The 17,093-nt window shown below is 59.6% G+C and carries 16 protein-coding genes and 2 tRNA genes; 14 read left to right on the plus strand and 4 right to left on the minus strand.

Going from position 1 to position 17,093, the window contains the following annotated elements:
• The first annotated feature begins 23 nt into the window (after window positions 1–23).
• Window positions 24–353, plus strand: a complete 330-nt coding sequence (locus GYK42_RS05900) for an SMR family transporter (protein ID WP_205711302.1) — start codon at window positions 24–26, stop codon at window positions 351–353.
• On the opposite strand, the gene GYK42_RS05905 is transcribed toward GYK42_RS05900, so the two are convergent.
• Complete coding sequence (locus GYK42_RS05905; RefSeq protein ID WP_166446725.1) at window positions 354–1,316, minus strand: succinylglutamate desuccinylase/aspartoacylase domain-containing protein; 963 nt, start codon at window positions 1,314–1,316, stop codon at window positions 354–356. It abuts the gene before it with no gap.
• A 139-nt stretch (window positions 1,317–1,455) separates the two neighbouring features.
• Here GYK42_RS05905 and GYK42_RS05910 point away from each other — a divergent pair, with 139 nt between their 5' ends.
• Complete coding sequence (locus GYK42_RS05910; RefSeq protein ID WP_166446726.1) at window positions 1,456–2,568, plus strand: acyltransferase family protein; 1,113 nt, start codon at window positions 1,456–1,458, stop codon at window positions 2,566–2,568.
• A 3-nt stretch (window positions 2,569–2,571) separates the two neighbouring features.
• Here GYK42_RS05910 and GYK42_RS05915 read toward each other — a convergent pair whose 3' ends face one another.
• On the minus strand, window positions 2,572–3,036 hold the full coding sequence (locus GYK42_RS05915; RefSeq protein WP_166446727.1) for a hypothetical protein: 465 nt from the start codon (window positions 3,034–3,036) through the stop codon (window positions 2,572–2,574).
• Between the two features lie 136 nt (window positions 3,037–3,172).
• Between GYK42_RS05915 and GYK42_RS05920 the strand changes: the two genes are divergently transcribed.
• From GYK42_RS05920 to GYK42_RS05975, 12 genes are all read left to right on the plus strand, one after another.
• Window positions 3,173–3,249, plus strand: a tRNA-Val gene (locus GYK42_RS05920).
• Between the two features lie 80 nt (window positions 3,250–3,329).
• Window positions 3,330–3,406, plus strand: a tRNA-Val gene (locus tag GYK42_RS05925).
• A gap of 213 nt (window positions 3,407–3,619) precedes the next feature.
• Window positions 3,620–5,527: a threonine--tRNA ligase gene (gene thrS / locus GYK42_RS05930; RefSeq protein ID WP_166446728.1), complete on the plus strand. Its 1,908-nt coding sequence runs from the start codon at window positions 3,620–3,622 to the stop codon at window positions 5,525–5,527.
• 12 nt (window positions 5,528–5,539) lie between these two features.
• On the plus strand, window positions 5,540–6,100 hold the full coding sequence (gene infC / locus GYK42_RS05935) for a translation initiation factor IF-3 (protein ID WP_205711303.1): 561 nt from the start codon (window positions 5,540–5,542) through the stop codon (window positions 6,098–6,100).
• 227 nt (window positions 6,101–6,327) lie between these two features.
• The gene (gene rpmI, locus GYK42_RS05940) at window positions 6,328–6,525 is read left to right on the plus strand and encodes a 50S ribosomal protein L35 (protein ID WP_038493025.1); all 198 of its coding nucleotides are present in this window, start codon (window positions 6,328–6,330) and stop codon (window positions 6,523–6,525) included.
• 26 nt (window positions 6,526–6,551) lie between these two features.
• Complete coding sequence (gene rplT / locus GYK42_RS05945; RefSeq protein ID WP_010399214.1) at window positions 6,552–6,911, plus strand: 50S ribosomal protein L20; 360 nt, start codon at window positions 6,552–6,554, stop codon at window positions 6,909–6,911.
• A 144-nt stretch (window positions 6,912–7,055) separates the two neighbouring features.
• Entirely contained in the window at window positions 7,056–8,072 is a 1,017-nt protein-coding gene (gene pheS / locus GYK42_RS05950) for a phenylalanine--tRNA ligase subunit alpha (RefSeq protein WP_034751917.1), read from the plus strand.
• An 86-nt stretch (window positions 8,073–8,158) separates the two neighbouring features.
• Entirely contained in the window at window positions 8,159–10,585 is a 2,427-nt protein-coding gene (gene pheT / locus GYK42_RS05955) for a phenylalanine--tRNA ligase subunit beta (RefSeq protein ID WP_166446729.1), read from the plus strand.
• A gap of 170 nt (window positions 10,586–10,755) precedes the next feature.
• Entirely contained in the window at window positions 10,756–11,103 is a 348-nt protein-coding gene (locus tag GYK42_RS05960; RefSeq protein ID WP_010399205.1) for an integration host factor subunit alpha, read from the plus strand.
• A 10-nt stretch (window positions 11,104–11,113) separates the two neighbouring features.
• Window positions 11,114–11,518 carry a MerR family transcriptional regulator gene (locus GYK42_RS05965; RefSeq protein WP_166446730.1) on the plus strand — a complete coding sequence of 135 codons (405 nt, stop codon included), beginning with the start codon at window positions 11,114–11,116 and terminating at the stop codon, window positions 11,516–11,518.
• Between the two features lie 210 nt (window positions 11,519–11,728).
• Entirely contained in the window at window positions 11,729–12,361 is a 633-nt protein-coding gene (locus tag GYK42_RS05970) for a response regulator (protein WP_034783185.1), read from the plus strand.
• A 144-nt stretch (window positions 12,362–12,505) separates the two neighbouring features.
• Window positions 12,506–13,921, plus strand: a complete 1,416-nt coding sequence (locus tag GYK42_RS05975; protein WP_166446731.1) for a sensor histidine kinase — start codon at window positions 12,506–12,508, stop codon at window positions 13,919–13,921.
• 64 nt (window positions 13,922–13,985) lie between these two features.
• Here GYK42_RS05975 and GYK42_RS05980 read toward each other — a convergent pair whose 3' ends face one another.
• Window positions 13,986–14,795: a Crp/Fnr family transcriptional regulator gene (locus tag GYK42_RS05980; protein WP_034751913.1), complete on the minus strand. Its 810-nt coding sequence runs from the start codon at window positions 14,793–14,795 to the stop codon at window positions 13,986–13,988.
• 226 nt (window positions 14,796–15,021) lie between these two features.
• Entirely contained in the window at window positions 15,022–17,079 is a 2,058-nt protein-coding gene (locus GYK42_RS05985) for a methyl-accepting chemotaxis protein (protein WP_166446732.1), read from the minus strand.
• Between the last annotated feature and the right edge of the window lie 14 nt (window positions 17,080–17,093).

Consider the following 17,093-nt stretch of genomic DNA (forward strand, 5'->3'; position numbering starts at 1 on the left):
AGGATGTCAGCATGAGCCTCGCCATGACGTATTTCTACCTGGCCATCGCCATCGTCGCCGAAGTGATCGCCACCAGCGCCTTGAAGGCGTCCGAGGGCTTCAGCCGCTTGTGGCCCAGCGTCATCACCGTGGTTGGCTACGGCATCGCCTTCTGGTGCTTGTCCCTGACCTTGAAGGTCATTCCTACCGGTATCGTGTATGCGATCTGGTCGGGCGTGGGCATCGTGCTCATTTCCGCCGTCGGCTGGTTCTGGTTCAAGCAAAGCCTCGATACGCCGGCCTTGATCGGCTTGGGGCTGATCATTGCCGGCGTGCTCGTGATTAACCTGTTTTCAAAATCCGTCGGCCACTAATCAAAAGCTGGCAGCGACTCTTGCAAGGTAATACCACTCGGCATTGGCTTGCGCGTTGACGTCCGGGAACAGGATGTAGGCGTCGAATTCGGCCGTCACGGGCGTGCCGTCCGCGCGCACGCCGATCTGCTCGCCCTGTTTCACCTTGTCAAAGCTGGACCAGGTCTTGATGAAGCGGTCGCCTGCATCGAGCTTGTCGTGCACGACGACCATGTTCAGCGCTTCCATGTCGGCGTCGGCGATGGCTTCCGGCTGCGGCGCGTCGATGAAGCCGAGGAAGGCGAGCGTGTTCATGATGGCGCGGTAGGCAACGTCCGGTGCGGCCGGGTCCGCGTGCTGGCCGCATTCCAGGGTCAGCGCATAACCGCCCGTCGAGCGCATGTATTCCGTGGTGCCCACGCCATAGCGCAAGACCATGCCCACCTGGTCGCTGCTGCCCAGGCGGCGCTGTACGCCGGCGCCATACGTTTGCAGCCAGCCATCGACGAAGCGGCGCACGCCCAGGCGGCGCGCCAGCGCGCGTTCCTTGTCCTCGTGCTTGAACGGCTGCAGCGTGCCATCGTTGTTGCGCGGTCCCACCATCACGAAAGGCTGGCTGTCGGCATTGAACGAGTGCAAGTCCAGCAGCACGTCGTGCTGGCCCAGTAGCGGGCACAGCCAGTTGGCGATGCTGTCTTCGAAATCCTGCGGATTGTCGTTCGGAAACAGGTTGCGATTCAGGTTGCGGTCGCCGCTGCGCACGCCCTTGGCGTAAGCGAGCGGGTTGGTGATGGGTACGAACGTGACGCTGCCGGCCACGATGGAGAGGGCGCCGCTGTCGAGTTCAGCCATCACGCGGTGGATGCCCTTGGTGCCGCAGGTTTCATTGCCGTGTACGGCGCCGGTGACGATCAGGCGCGGGCCGCTGCCCTGGCCCGTGTAGTTGATGGACTTGAAGTGGAGTGCGCTGCTCATGCTGGACATATCCTATGCTGTTGCGGGAAAGGGAAAGCGGGGTCGGCATATTTTAGCGGGATTCGCCACAGGCTCCCGTAAAAATGTGCGCATGGCCGGGCCCGGCATGGCATGATCGGCGCCACCGTTGTTTTTCCTTGCCGATTCCATGTTTAGCACCTCCCGTCCTTCCCGCCTGTACGGCCTCGACACCTTGCGTGCGCTGGCAATCGTGCTCGTCTTCATGAACCATTATTTGCTGTTCGTCAGCGAGGGCGGGGCGTTCGGTTTCTGGGGCGAAATAGGCTGGACGGGCGTGGACCTGTTCTTTGCCCTTAGCGGCTACCTGATCGGCAATCAGATCTTTGCGGCCTTGCGCAGCGAGCACGGTTTTTCCTTGCCCCATTTCTATGCGCGGCGCTTCCTGCGCACCTTGCCCAGTTTCTATGCCGTGCTGGCCTTGTATTATTTATGGCCCGCGTTTCGCGGCGATAGCGCGTTATTGCCGCTGTGGAAATTCCTGACCTTTACGCAAAACATCAATCTGACGCCGGGCACGGCGTTTTCCCATGCGTGGTCGCTCTGCGTGGAAGAGCAGTTCTACGTACTGCTGCCGGCCGTGGCGCTGTTGATCGCCGCCTGCCGCAAGTCCCTGCTGTGGGCGTGGCTGGCCGTGGCCGTCAGCTTTATCGTGGGCATGCTGGTGCGTGCGTATCTGTGGGATGAATATGTGCAAGTGCCGCGCGGCGGCCTCGGCTATTACAAGTATATTTATTACGCGTCGTGGTGCCGCTTCGACGAGCTGGTGGCGGGTGTGGCGCTGGCGCTGCTGAAGAATTACCATCCGGCCGCCTGGGCACGCCTGACCTCGTATGGCAACCGCACCTTGCTGGCGGGAATCGCGGGCACGGCGCTGATGTTTTATGTGTTCCTCACCGATCACTATGGTTATTCGGTGACGGTGTTCGGCTATCCGGCCCTGGCCGCCAGTTTTGCCCTGCTGCTGATCGCGGCGCTCAGTCCGGCCAGCGCCTTGTATAAACTGCGCGTGCCGGGCGCGGCCAGTCTGGCCCTGTGGTCGTATGCGATTTATCTGCTGCACAAGCAGCTGTGCATTTTGCTGCGTCCGATCTTGCGGGATATCGGTTATGGGCCGGATAGCATGACAGCGATACTGGCCAGTATCGCTGTCAGCATCGCCACGGGCTGGCTTTTATATGCATTGGTGGAAACGCCGTTCATGCGCTTGCGGGCGCGCTACGTTCCCGCCAATCATGCGTGACGATTACATGTCGATCACGTCGAGACCGCGTGGGGTACCCACCAGCAGTTCCAGGATGGCATGCACGCGCAGGTTCGTGTCTTCGTGCTGGGTGTTGAAGATCAGGTTGCGCAGGCCCGGCACGGCTTCCGTGATGTGGTCGCTGGCGTAGGCATTAATCAATAACAAGACCAAGTCCGTGGCGCCCGCGCCCGGCTGGCGCCGCAGCCGGTCGTGGATCACGTTCAGCAGCGCGCGCTGCATGCGCGGCGTGGGATTGGTGATGTAGGCAAAGACGCTCGGCGTGTTGGCGATGGCCGCGCAGATGCGCCGTTCGATCTCGTCAGGCTTCACGTCGGAAGCGATATCGAAATACGCGGCGTCCCAGCGCGTGCGCGCATACGGATGATGGGGCGGGAAGGAGTCGGCCGTTTCAAAACCGCAGATGCGGCTCAGGGTTTTCAGCCAAGTTAATATGGTGGAATTCATGCCCCGATTCTAGCGGCATTCAAGGCGCTGCGGGCCCCCTCCATATAAAGGAGGCTGACGCCCGGAGAATGATTAAAGTTTCCTGTAAAACAGCCCTTGTCATTCTGGGAAAGCCTCTCTATAATGCTGGTCTTCGGGGCGGTTAGTTCAGCTGGTTAGAATACTTGGTCGACATCCAAGGGGTCGGGGATTCGAATTCCTCACCGCCCACCAGAATTTTGCAGTAGATGGTTTTTAAGCTGGCGCAAGCCGCAAGCGGTCATTTAAAATAAAATGATCAACAAAAGTTTTACGGGCGGTTAGTTCAGCTGGTTAGAATACTTGGTCGACATCCAAGGGGTCGGGGATTCGAATTCCTCACCGCCCACCAGAATGCAGTTAGAGAGAAAGGTAAACCCGGTTATGACACCGCGAACTACTACCAAGCTTTGGGAGTGACGCTAGTCGAACGGGTTTCCTTTGTCTCAAGAAAGTGAAAAACGCGGCTAGTCCGCGTTTTTTTGCGTCCGCATTTTCCTTTCAGTTTTTTAGTTCACACCACATTGCAGTTTTACCTGGCGCCAGCGCCGATATGGAGATCAATATGCTTACAATCCGACTTCCCGATGGTTCCGCCCGTCAATTTGACGGCCCGGTCACCGTGGCCCAGGTTGCGGCCAATATTGGTACCGGCCTGGCCAAGGCTGCCCTGGCCGGCAAGGTCGACGGCAAGTTGGTCGATACTTCCTATCTGATCGAGCAAGACGCGGAGCTGGCGATTGTGACGGACAAGGACGCCGATGGCCTGGAGGTGATCCGTCACTCGACGGCCCACTTGCTGGCGTATGCCGTCAAGGAATTGTTCCCGGACGCGCAAGTGACCATCGGTCCCGTGATCGACAACGGTTTTTACTATGACTTCGCCTACAAGCGTCCGTTCACGCCGGAAGATCTGACCGCGATCGAAAGGAAAATGGCGGAACTGGCCAAGAAGGATGAGCAAGTCACGCGCAAGGTTGTCGCGCGCGACGAAGCCATCGAGTACTTCAAGGGCATCGGCGAAGCGTACAAGGCTGAACTGATTGGTTCGATTCCGGCCGACCAGGAAGTGTCACTGTACTCCGAAGGCAAGTTCACGGACTTGTGCCGCGGCCCGCACGTGCCATCGACGGGCAAGCTGAAAGTCTTCAAGTTGATGAAGCTGGCTGGCGCCTACTGGCGCGGCGACTCGAAAAACGAGATGCTGCAGCGTATCTATGGCACGGCCTGGGCCAAGAAGGAAGACCAGGAGCTGTATTTGCACAACCTGGAAGAGGCGGAAAAGCGCGACCACCGCAAGCTGGGCAAGCAGCTCGATTTCTTCCATTTCCAGGAAGAAGCGCCAGGCCTGATCTTCTGGCACCCGAAAGGCTGGTCGATCTGGCAGCAAGTCGAGCAATACATGCGCAATGTGTACCAGGTCAACGGCTACCAGGAAGTCAAGGCGCCGCAAATTCTCGACCGCGGCCTGTGGGAAAAAACCGGTCACTGGGATAATTACCGTGAAAACATGTTCATCACGGAATCGGAAAACCGCGCCTATGCGCTGAAACCGATGAATTGCCCTGGCCATATCCAGATTTTCAACAATGGCATGCGCAGCTACCGCGACCTGCCATTGCGTTACGGCGAATTCGGCCAGTGCCACCGCAACGAGCCGTCGGGCGCTTTGCACGGCATGATGCGCGTGCGCGGCTTTACGCAGGATGATGGCCATATCTTCTGCCTGGAAGAGCAGATCGCCGGCGAAGTGACGGCGTTCCACCAGCAGGCGATGGATGTGTACACGGCTTTCGGCTTCACGAATATCGATGTGAAACTGGCCTTGCGCCCCGATAATCGCATCGGCACGGAAGAGTCGTGGGATTTTGCCGAGGAATCCCTGCGTTCGGCCTTGCGCGCCTGCGGCGTGGAATGGACGGAATTGCCGGGCGAGGGCGCGTTCTATGGTCCGAAGATCGAGTACCATCTGAAGGATAGTCTGGGCCGCGCATGGCAAGTGGGCACGGTGCAGATCGATCCGTCGATGCCGGGCCGTCTGGGTGCGGAATACGTCGCCGTGGACAACACGCGCCAGGTGCCGATCATGCTGCACCGCGCGATCGTCGGTTCGCTGGAACGTTTCATCGGCATCCTGATCGAACACTATGCGGGCGCCATGCCGCTGTGGTTGTCGCCGGTACAAGTGTCGGTGTTGAATATTTCCGACGCTCAAGCTGATTATGTACAGGAAGTAACAACAAAACTGCGCAAAGCGGGGCTGCGCGTACAGGCTGATTTGCGTAACGAGAAGATTACCTATAAAATACGTGAACATTCCGTACAAAAATTGCCTTACATCTTAGTGATTGGCGACAAAGAGCGGGATGCGAATACAGTGGCCGTGCGGGCGCGGGGCAATGTCGATCTGGGCGTGATGTCCGTCGATGCCCTGATAGAGCGACTCAAACATGAAGTCGACACCAAGGCCTGACGAGGAAACTCGCTGCACGACCGTCTTACAAGATTTTTAAAGGAAATTACAATAGCTACTGACAAGTCACATCGCATCAATGGCGAAATCACTGCCCCTGAAATGCGTTTAAGCGGGGTCGATAACGAGCCACTCGGTATCGTAAGTTTGGCTGAAGCCTTCCGCCTGGCGGAAGAGGCAAACGTCGACCTGGTGGAAATTGCGCCTACCGCGCAGCCACCGGTGTGCCGTTTGATGGACTACGGCAAATTTAAGTATTCGGAGCAAAAGAAAGCTCACGAAGCCAAATTGAAGCAAAAGATCATCCTCGTGAAGGAAGTCAAATTCCGTCCGGGGACTGATGATGGTGACTACAATATCAAGTTGCGTAATCTCATCAAGTTCCTCGAAGATGGCGATAAAACCAAGATCACCTTGCGTTTCCGCGGTCGTGAGATGGCGCATCAGGATATTGGCTTCCGCATGCTGGAACGTCTGAAAGCCGATCTGGAGCCGTACGGCCAGGTCGAGCAGTTCCCGAAGATGGAAGGCCGCCAAATGATCATGGTTCTTTCGCCTAAGAAGAAGAAGTAAGCTACAATAGCGTTTTACTGTGGATCGACGTGGTTTGTGCCTGCATGGGCGCGACACCAGATTCCAGGCAGAATTTGCGCGGCCCGCTCAGCAATGTGCGGGCCGCGTGAACTGTAGCGGACTCGCATCCGCTGCACAACATGTGAAAGCAGGCATCTAAGCGCAGCGTCGTGTTGCCACCTGCAATCCTGTTATAAATGGAGCTGTCCGTAAGAGGACAGATTGCTATGCCTAAAATGAAGACCAAAAGCTCCGCGAAAAAACGTTTTCGCGTGCGTCCAGGTGGAACAGTCAAGTCGGGTCACGCGTTCAAACGCCACATCCTGACCAAGAAAACCACCAAAAACAAACGTCAGTTGCGCGGTACCCGTAACATCAACGCATCGGATGTCACATCCGTCATGCGCATGATGCCGACTGCTTAATCTCACACTCAATTTAAGGAGTTACTATGCCTAGAGTAAAACGTGGGGTTACAGCTCGTGCCCGTCATAAGAAGATTCTTGTTCAAGCTAAAGGCTACCGTGGTCGCCGCAGCCGTGTATACCGTGTTGCCAAGCAAGCAGTTATGCGCGCTGGCCAATACGCTTACCGCGATCGCCGCAACAAGAAGCGTGTTTTCCGCCGCCTGTGGATCGCCCGTATCAACGCCGCTTCCCGTGAGCATGGCGTAACGTACAGCGTATTCATGAACGGCTTGAAAAAAGCAAATATCGAACTGGACCGTAAAGTCCTGGCCGATATGGCTGTGATGGACAAGCCAGCATTCGCTGCGATTGTCAACGCAGTTAAAGCAAAAATCGCTGCGTAAGCACGGTCATTGCACAGCGTCATCCGTAGGGTGACGTTATAAAGAGCGGGGCAGAGGTGTGAACCTTGTGCCCCGTTTCCGTTTTTGATTGTTGGATTTTAGCTAACCGAGTCCAGAATTGATGTCCAAAACAGGAAATGCCGCATGAACTCCTTAGAAGAACTCGTCGTCTCGGCCCAGGCTGACTTTATCGCCGCCGCAGACGCTGCCGCACTTGAAAACGCCAAAGCCCGCTACCTGGGCAAGACTGGCCAGATTACCGAAATGATGAAGGGCCTGGGCAAGCTGGACCCGGACGCGCGCAAGGCGCAGGGCGCCCTGATCAATGCCGTCAAAGTGCAGATCGAGGACGCGCTGACGGCGCGCCGTGATGCGCTGGCCGATGCCCAAATGCAAGGCCGTCTGAACGCCGAAGCGATCGACGTGACCTTGCCAGGCCGTGGCCGCATGCCAGGCGGCATCCATCCCGTGATGCGCACGTGGGAACGTGTCGAGGAAATCTTCCGCTCCATCGGTTTCGATGTGGCCGACGGCCCCGAAATCGAAAACGACTGGACCAACTTCACGGCGCTGAACAGCCCGGAAAACCACCCGGCCCGTTCCATGCAAGATACCTTCTACATCGATGGCAACGACACCGATGGCAAGCCCTTGCTGCTACGCACCCACACGAGCCCGATGCAGGTGCGCTATGCGCGCACGCATACGCCGCCGATCAAGGTCATCGCGCCGGGCCGCACCTACCGCGTCGACAGCGACGCCACCCATTCGCCGATGTTCCACCAGGTCGAAGGCCTGTGGATTGCCGAAGACATCAGCTTTGCCGACCTGAAGGGCGTGTACCTGAATTTCGTCAAGGCGTTCTTTGAAACGGACGATTTGCAGGTGCGCTTCCGCCCGTCGTACTTCCCGTTCACGGAACCGTCGGCCGAGATCGACATCGCCTTTGGCTCCGGTCCTTTGAAAGGCCGTTGGCTGGAAGTGTCGGGCGCCGGCCAGGTGCATCCGACCGTGGTGAAGAACTTCGGCCTCGATCCCGAGAAATTCATCGGTTTCGCTTTCGGCTCCGGCCTGGAACGCTTGACGATGCTGCGTTATGGCATCAACGACCTGCGCCTGTTCTATGAAGGCGACTTGCGTTTCTTGAAGCAATTCAACTAAGCGTTGTTCCGTTTGATTCATGGCGCTTGAGCGCCCAGCATCCATTGTGCTCGCGCTGTGAACTTTGACCCTTTGAAGGCTTGATTATGCAATTTTCCGAAAACTGGCTCCGTACCATGGTCGATCCGAAGATGACTTCGGACGAACTGGCCCATCTGCTGACCATGTCCGGTCTCGAAGTCGAGGACGTCGATCCTGTCGCGCCTCCGTTCTCGAACGTGGTGGTGGGCCTGGTCCTGGAGATGGAAAAACATCCGAACGCGGACCGCCTGAATGTGTGCCAGGTCGACGTCGGCACGGGCACCATGCTCAACATCGTTTGCGGCGCGCCGAACGTGCGCCCGGGCTTGAAAGTCGTGTGCGCCATGGCCGGCGCCATGCTGCCGCCTGGCGCCGATGGCAAGCCGTTTGAAATCAAGGTGGGCCAGCTGCGCGGCGTCGAGTCGCAAGGCATGCTGTGCTCCGCGCGCGAATTGAAATTGTCGGAAGAAAACGCCGGCTTGATGGAGTTGCCGGACGACGCGCCAATCGGCCAGAATTTCCGCGATTACTTTGCGCTCAACGACTTGAAATTCACCATCAAGTTGACGCCGAACAAGGCGGATTGTCTGTCCGTGCTGGGTGTGGCGCGCGAAGTGTCGGCCTTGACGGGCGTGCCCCTGCATGCGCCGCAGTTCCGCACCGTGCCTGTTTCCAGCGATGAAATCCTGCCCGTGAAAGTCAGCGCGCCGGACCTGTGCGGCCGTTTTACGGGCCGCGTCATCCGCGGTTTGAACGCCAAGGCGGCCACGCCGGACTGGATGAAGCAGCGCCTCGAGCGCAGCGGCCAGCGTCCGCTGTCGGCCCTGGTTGATATTTCCAACTATGTCATGCTGGAACTGGGCCGTCCTAGCCACGTGTTTGACCTGGCGAAGATCCATGGCAGCCTCGACGTGCGTTGGGGTAAGGCGGGCGAATCCGTCAAGCTCTTGAATGGCAACACCATCGCCGTCGACGAGTGGATCGGCGTCATTGCTGATGATAAAGAAATCGAATCCCTGGCCGGCATCATGGGCGGCGACGCCAGCTCTGTTTCGGACGATACGGACAGCATCTACCTGGAAGCGGCATTCTGGTGGCCGAACGCCATCCAAGGCCGCGCGCGCCGCTTGAATTTCTCCACCGATGCGGCGCACCGCTTCGAGCGCGGCGTCGATTTCGCCACCACCGTCGAGCACATCGAGCGCATCACGGCATTGATCGTGGAAATCTGCGGCACGCCAGCGACGACCGTCGGCCCCGTCGACGACCACGTGGTGAACTTGCCGCAGCGCCAGCCCGTATCGATGCGCACGGCGCGCGCGCAAAAAGTCATCGGCGTGCCGCTCAACGATGAGCTGATCGCCGACATCTTCACGCGCCTGGCCCTGCCATACACCCTGGCCGATGGCGTGTTTTCCGTGACGTCGCCCAGCTACCGTTTCGACATCGAGATCGAGGAAGACTTGATCGAGGAAGTGGCGCGCGTGTACGGCTTTGAAAACATCCCGACCTTGCCGCCCGTGGCCGCGAACGTGATGCAGATCGCGCCGGAAAATACCCGCTCGCTGTTTGCGGTACGTCATGAGCTGGCCGACCTGGGCTTCCAGGAAGTGGTTAACATGAGCTTTGTCGATACGGCATGGGAGCGCGATTTCTCGGGCAACACGAACCCGATCAAATTGCAGAATCCGATCGCCAGCCAGATGAGCGTGATGCGTTCCTCGCTGATCGGCAGCCTGATCGCCAATGTGCGCTACAACCTGAACCGCAAGACGAACCGCGTGCGCATCTTCGAAGTGGGCGCCATCTATCAGCGCGACGACAGCGTGGAAAATGGCCCGCTGTCGGTGGCTGGCTATGCCCAGCCGAAGCGTGTGGCCGCCATGGCCTACGGCGCGGTTGCCGACGAGCAGTGGGGCCAGGCCTCGCGCACGGTCGACTTCTTCGACGTGAAGGCGGACCTGGAAGCGCTGTTCGCGCCGCTGGTCTTGCGTTTCACCAAAGCGGAACATCCGGCCCTGCATCCTGGCCGTTCGGCCAACGTGGAGCTCGATGGCAAGGTCATCGGTTTCATCGGTGAATTGCACCCGCGCTGGATGCAAAAGTATGACTTGCCGCTGGCGCCCGTGCTGTTCGAAGTCGATGCCGCTGCCTTGACGCAACGAGTCGTGCCCGTATACCAGGAAATCTCGAAATTCCCTGGCGCCAGCCGCGACTTGGCCGTGGTCGTCAAGCAATCGGTGGCCGTGCAGGATCTGCTCGACAGCTTCCACGCCGCAGCAAAGTCGAGCCCGGCGGCGCGTATCGTGCAAGCCATTGTTTTATTTGATGAATATCGTGGAAAAGGGCTGGAAGCGGACGAAAAAAGCCTTGCTTTCCGGATTAGCTTGCAAGATACTCAAAACACCCTGCAAGACGATGTCGTCGATGGCCTGATGGCTGTCCTGATCGATGCGGCCAAGCAGGGCCACGACGCGAAACTGCGTTCGTAATTACCGGACCGGCCGTCGCCTTGCGTGACGGCCTTTCCGTCGTCAACCGTAGACGAGCTTGCCATGTGGCGGGCTCGGGCGCACAGAAAAGGCAGGGCAGGAAAATTAATAATAGCGACGTTGATTCCGCCGTACTGCAATCCGCACTGGCCGCCGATTTGCATCGGGCCATGCTGGTTGCCAAAGTGCGCCAGGAAGCGGAAAAAGATTTACCCACCTTGACCAAGGCGGAACTGGCTGAACTGTTGTTCGAGCAAGTGGGCCTGAACAAGCGCGAAGCAAAGGATATGGTCGAGACCTTTTTCGATGAAATCCGCAATGCGCTCGAGCGTGGCGAGGCCGTCAAGTTGTCCGGTTTCGGCAATTTCCAGTTGCGCGACAAGCCGCAGCGGCCGGGCCGCAATCCGAAGACGGGCGAAGAGATCCCCATCACGGCGCGCCGTGTCGTGACCTTTCATGCGAGCCAGAAGCTGAAAAGCATGGTCGAAGAGACCAGTCCGCTGGCACGTGCTGCCTGAGTGAGTGGCGATGAACGAGCGCATCAGTAAAACCGAGTTGATCGCCTTGCCGCCCATTCCGGCGAAACGCTATTTCACGATCGGTGAAGTGAGCGAGTTGTGCGGCGTCAAACCGCACGTGCTGCGCTACTGGGAGCAGGAGTTTTCCCAGCTCAAGCCGGTCAAACGACGTGGTAACCGCCGTTATTATCAGCACCATGAGGTGCTGCTGATACGCCGCATCCGCGAATTGCTGTACGAGCAGGGCTTTACCATCAGCGGTGCGCGCAACAAGCTCGACAGCCGTGGCGCATCGCATGGCATCGCCGACGAGCTGCCAGTGCCGCCGGCCATGCCTGCCGTGCCGCAGGAAGCGCCACTGGACCGCGTGTGGATACGCAATGAATTAATTGCGATTTTAAACTTGCTAAAATAAGATTTGTACCAATATAGGTGGGGTTGTCCGGTAGCAGTTGACCAAGTTGACTATACTGCATGGATGCTCCGCCTTGGCGTTGACGCTACCGTACGGCGCGCCATATTTTGAATATAATGTTAATGTTGCGTTTTTGTTAGTGACGCTGAACCGGAGCAGCGTTCAGGTTCCGGTAGTCTTTCCCAGGCCAGGAAAATTTAAGGGGAAACAATGATACGCGTTGCCATTTGTGATGATCACCAAATAGTACGAGCTGGATTCAAACAGATTTTTTCATCGTCAAGCGATTTCAGTGTGGTGGCGGAAGCCGGTACCGGGCGCGAAGCGCTCGATATCGCCCGCCGCGAAATTTGCGATGTATTGCTGCTCGATATCGCCATGCCCGATCAGAGCGGCATCGATACCTTGCGCACGATCCGCCAGGGCCAGCCGGAATTGCCCGTGCTGATACTCAGCGGCTATCCCGCGCAACAATACGCGCTGAACCTGTTCAAGATGGGCGCGAATGGCTATCTGAACAAGGAATGCGAAGCCGACGAGCTGATGACGGCCGTGCGCACCGTGTTCCAGGGGCGCCGCTATGTCAGCTCCACCGTGGGCGAATTGCTGGCGCAGTCGTTCGACCGCGACACGAATGCCGCCCTGCATACGGAATTGTCGGACCGCGAGTTCCAGGTCTTCCTGCGTCTGGCGCGTGGCGCCACCGTGTCCGACATCGGCGTGGCCTTGTCGTTGAGCATCAAGACGGTGAGTACCTACCGTACGCGCATCATGGAAAAAATGGGCTTGCAATCCAACAGCGACTTGACCTATTACGCAATGAAAAACAATTTGCTTGACTAGCGTTGCGGTGCGATCATGGAAACATGATCGCTCAGCCCGCTAGCAAGCACGACTTGTGCAGTGCAGCAGTTTGTGGCGAGGACTATAATTGGCCGGCGCAGGCGCTCTTTCCCGCGCCGAACCTTGCTAAGGATGCACATCAGGATGTATTTCACCGCTGAACCGGCCCCGAATCACCGCCTGCCCCTGTACAAGACGATCCTGTGCGTGACGTGCGCCTTGCTGCTTGTCCTCAATGGTTTCAGTCTCTATCACAACCTGCAGTCGCTGAAGGGCACGAATGCCTTGCTCAGCCAGAGCGCCCGCGTGGCCGACCGCCTGCAGTATTTGAACGTGCTCGTGCTCGATGCGGAAAGCAGCTTGCGCGGCTATTTCATTTCCGGCTCGGAAACGTATCTGGGACCGTCGAAGACGGCCACCACGGAAATCGAAAACGAATTCAACGAGCTGCAAACCTTGCTCGCGGGCAGTCCCACCCAGCTGAAAAACCTGGGCCAGCTGAAAAGCTTGATCCGGCGTAAGATGTCGATGTTGCAACAGTCTATCGACGTCTACAAGCAGGGCGGGCTGGCCGAGATCGTCAACATTTCCCGCGTGACCGATGACCGCGCCACCATGGACGAAATCCGCCTGCAGGTGGTGATCATGACGCGCGAGCAGAATGAAGCGCTGTCGAACGGCAGCGCCGCCTTTTATCATGAGTACCAGAAGGCCGTGCTGCTCGGCATCGGCATCAATGCCCTGGCCATCCTCGTGCTGATCATGTTTTACCAGCTGGTGCGGCGCAGCTTCCAGAACCGCGCGGCCGTCGAATATGCATTGCAAAATGCCAACGACACCCTGGAATCGACGGTCAGCAAGCGTACCGAGCAGCTATCCGTGCTGTCGCGCCATTTGATCAGCGTCAACGAAGTGGAAAAAGCACGCCTGGCGCGCGAGCTGCACGATGAGCTGGGCGCCAACCTGACGTCGATCAGCATGGACCTGGGCGCCGTCACGCAGCAACTGGCGCACACGCAGCCCGAACTTGCCGCGCAATTGCGCCGCGCCAAGGCGACCTTGCTGGAAACGGTGGAGCTCAAGCGCCGCATCGTCGAGGATTTACGCCCCAGCCTGCTGGACAACCTGGGCCTGTGCGCCGCCATCGAAAGCTATTGCGAGGATTTTGCACGCATGAGCTCGGTACGCTGCGAAACGGACGTGGCCATCAATATCGACAACCGCGAAGCCACCCTGACGATTGCCCTGTTCCGCATCGTGCAGGAATCGCTGACGAATATCATGAAATATGCGCGCGCCGGCATGGTCAGCGTGACCTTGAAACGCAACGAGCACGGCCTGGTGCTGCGCGTGATCGACGACGGTATCGGCATTACGGAAGCTGCGCTGCAAAAACCCATGTCGCACGGCTTGCTGGGCATGCGCGAACGGGCTTTGCTGCTGGGCGGCACGCTCACCGTGCGCCAGGGGCCGGAAGGCAAGGGGACGTGCGTGGAAGCCGTGATTCCCCTGCCGCTGACGCCGGAGCTGGAAGACATCGATGCGGATATCGAAGCGTAATTTTCTTTGAGTAAAAAAATGGCCGGGCATGCAGCCCGGCCATTTTTTTAGCTATCTTGCATGATCAGCAGCGGGAAACGTCGCGCAGCAAACGGTCGTATTCCGTCTTGGCGACCTTGTAGCACTCGCCCGCATAGCATTCCAGGCCAGCGCGGTCCAGCACCGTGATATTGCCGCGACGATAGTGGATCAAGCCTTCTTCCTGCAGCTTGCCGGCAGCGGCCGTGATGCTTTCGCGGCGCACGCCCAGCATGATCGAGATCAACTCTTGCGTCACTTTCAATTCATTCGATGGCGAACGGTCCAGGCGGTCCAGCAGCCAGCGGCACAGCTTTTGCTCGATCGAGCTGTGGCGGCCGCCGACGGCGTTCTGCGCCATTTGCGCAAACAAGGCGTTGGTGTAGCGCATCAGCAGCTGGGGCAGGGCGCCGCCTTGATTGAAGGCATCGCGCAGGCTTTGCGTTTTCAGGCGGTAGCCGTAGCCGGCGCTTTGCACGACAGCCGTGCACATGGCGCGCTCGCCTGCCAGCAGTGAGGCACCGGCCACGCCTTCATGGCCGACGACGGCGATTTCCGTCGTTGCGCCATCTTCCATCACGTACAGCAGCGAAATGATGGCGGTGGTGGGGAAGTAGCTGTATTCCAGGTTGTTACCGTAGGCATACAATTCCTTGCCGAAAGGCAGTTCCACCAGTTCCAGGTCTTCGAACAGCGATTCAAGCGCGGCGCGCGGCAGGGCGGCCAGCAATTCATTCTGTTGGGCACTGCTGAGGCTAACCCGCGACGCAAGCTTGATTTCCCGTCCGGCCGCCGGCATGGCGCGCGGCAGCAACTGGTTCTTCTGGACCGGGGTGCTAAGTTGAGTTTGGTTCATAGTATTCCTCACAGGCTTTTTACATCGGAGTGCGACTGCCGCGTTGCTGGTCAAAAAAAGTTGCCATATCCATTTGGTAACGGTGTTTTGTTCGACCGCGCGGTGCAGATCGCGATGTAGCTACTTTAAAAGCTTATGTAAGTGGCGAACATAAGATTAGCAGTCGCCACTTTGTAGTCTCTTTTGAGGCGGAATTGTAGTCCTTGTCCTACGCTCACACTTTTGACTAGCTAGCCTTGCGCCGTTCCGCGCGATTTTGTGATATGACTCGCGGCTTGTTGGCGCTCCACAGGCCGGCCGGACGCACGCTGGGCAAGCTGTCGCGCACGGCTGCGGCCGGCGCCTGGCGCGGGGTTGGCGTCTCGTGTTCCCCCAGGCGGAAGCGGCTGACGGCCTGCGTCAGCGCCTCGCCTTCCTGGTGCAGGCGCTGCGAACCGGCGCGCGCCTCGTCGACCAGGCCCGCGTTCTGGCGCGTCATGTCGTCGATTTGCGCCAGCGCCTGGTTGATGCGGGCGATTTCGCCATTCTGCTCGGCGCCGGCGCTGCTGATGCGTCCGATCACCACGGCCACCTGCTGTACCGCGTCGACCACTTGCCGCATGGTGTTGCCGGCGGCGTTGACGAGGTCGCCGCCCGCGTCCACGGTGGCGACGGAATCGCCGATCAGGCGCTTGATTTCCAGCGCCGCCTCGTTCGAGCGCTGCGCCAGGCTGCGCACTTCTGAGGCGACGACGGCAAAGCCGCGCCCTTGCTCGCCCGCGCGCGCCGCTTCCACGGCCGCGTTCAGGGCCAGGATATTCGTCTGGAAGGCGATGCCGTTGATGACGCCGATGATGTCGACGATCTTGTGCGAGCTGGCCTTGATGGACGCCATGGTGTCGACCACGGCGCCCACGGTCTGTCCGCCGCGCCGGGCCACATCGGCGGCCGTCGCCACCAGGGTGCGCCCCTGTCCTACGTGCGCTTCGTTGCGGCCCACGGTGGCCGTCAGCTCGCGCATCGAGTCTACGGTGGCGCCCAGCGCGTCCGCTTGCGTGGCCGTGTGGCCGGACAGGGCGGCGTTGCCCCGGGCGATATCGGCGCCGGCCGCCGCGATGACGGCCGCGCCGCCGCGGATTTCCTGCACCAGGGTGGCCAGGCCATGCGTCATGGCGCCGAAGTCGCGCACCAGGTCGCCGATCTCGTCGTGCGCTTGCGAGGTGATGCGCTGCGACAGGTCGCCCGCCGCCGCCGCGCCGACGGCCGCGCGCAATTGCTTCACGTCGCGCGCGAATGCGGCATAGAAGCCTGCGCACAGATAGGCGGCGGCCAGCAGCACGAGCAGCATGGCCGCCAGGATCAGAGCGCGGCGCGCCTCGTCGCGGGCGATGCGCTGCGCCAGCAAATCGTCCAGAGCGCTGGCGGAGGCGCCGGAGAGCGCGTGCAGGGCGGCGATCGCTTGCATGCCGGCCGCGTGGAATTGCGCGCCCGAGGTCTGGTCGTAGGAATTGGTCACTTCGTTTTTCGTGCGTTCGAGGAAGGCCAGGGCGGCCGGCACGGCTTTCAGGGACGGTTGCAGGCTGGCGCGCAGTTCCGGCCTGGCGGCGAGGATTTCGTCGAAACGGGCCGGCAGGCGTTCCAGTTCATGGCGCGCGATCAGGGCGTTGGCGTTGACGAGCTGATCTTCATTCGCTTCGAACAAGCCCGTGTCGATGTAGGCGGCGCCGCGCCCGGCGATGTCGGACAGGCTCTCGGCCAAGTCGGGCAGGGTGGCGGTGAAGACGGCGCTCAAGTGGTTGGCGCCCGCGTCCGGGTCCAGGCTCAGGTGCGAACGGTCAGCCACCAGCTGGCCCAGTTTGGCCGCCTGGCGCAGCAGCGCCGTATGCGCCGCGTAGCTGTCGCGCGCCGCGAGGCCCGTCTGGCGGCCCAGCAGGGCTTGCCACTGCTTGGTCAGTTCGGCCGCCTGCGGCAGCCCGGCGCCGGCAGGCAGGCGCGCCAGGGCCGCCAGTGTGGCCGTGATGCGTGCGTTCAATGTCGTGTTGTCCATGCCCGCCTTGCCGCTCAGGCGCAAGTGCTCGAGGCCGCGCCGTTGCTGCAGCAGGCGCGTGCCTTCCTGCAGCTGGCGCACATAGGCCACGCCCCGCTGCGCATCCTGCGCTTGGGCCAGCGATTTGCCCAGCTCCGAAATCAGCAGGGTGGTCGCCAGTGCCAAAGGCAGCAGGAAGACCAGGCAGACAAGCATGAATTTGGGCAGCAGGCGCAAGCGCTGCATGAGTCGGATGGCGGGCGTGAGAAGGATTTTCATCGGGTTTCCAGGGT

This window comes from Janthinobacterium lividum (assembly GCF_011601275.1).
GTDB lineage: Bacteria > Pseudomonadota > Gammaproteobacteria > Burkholderiales > Burkholderiaceae_D > Janthinobacterium > Janthinobacterium lividum_E.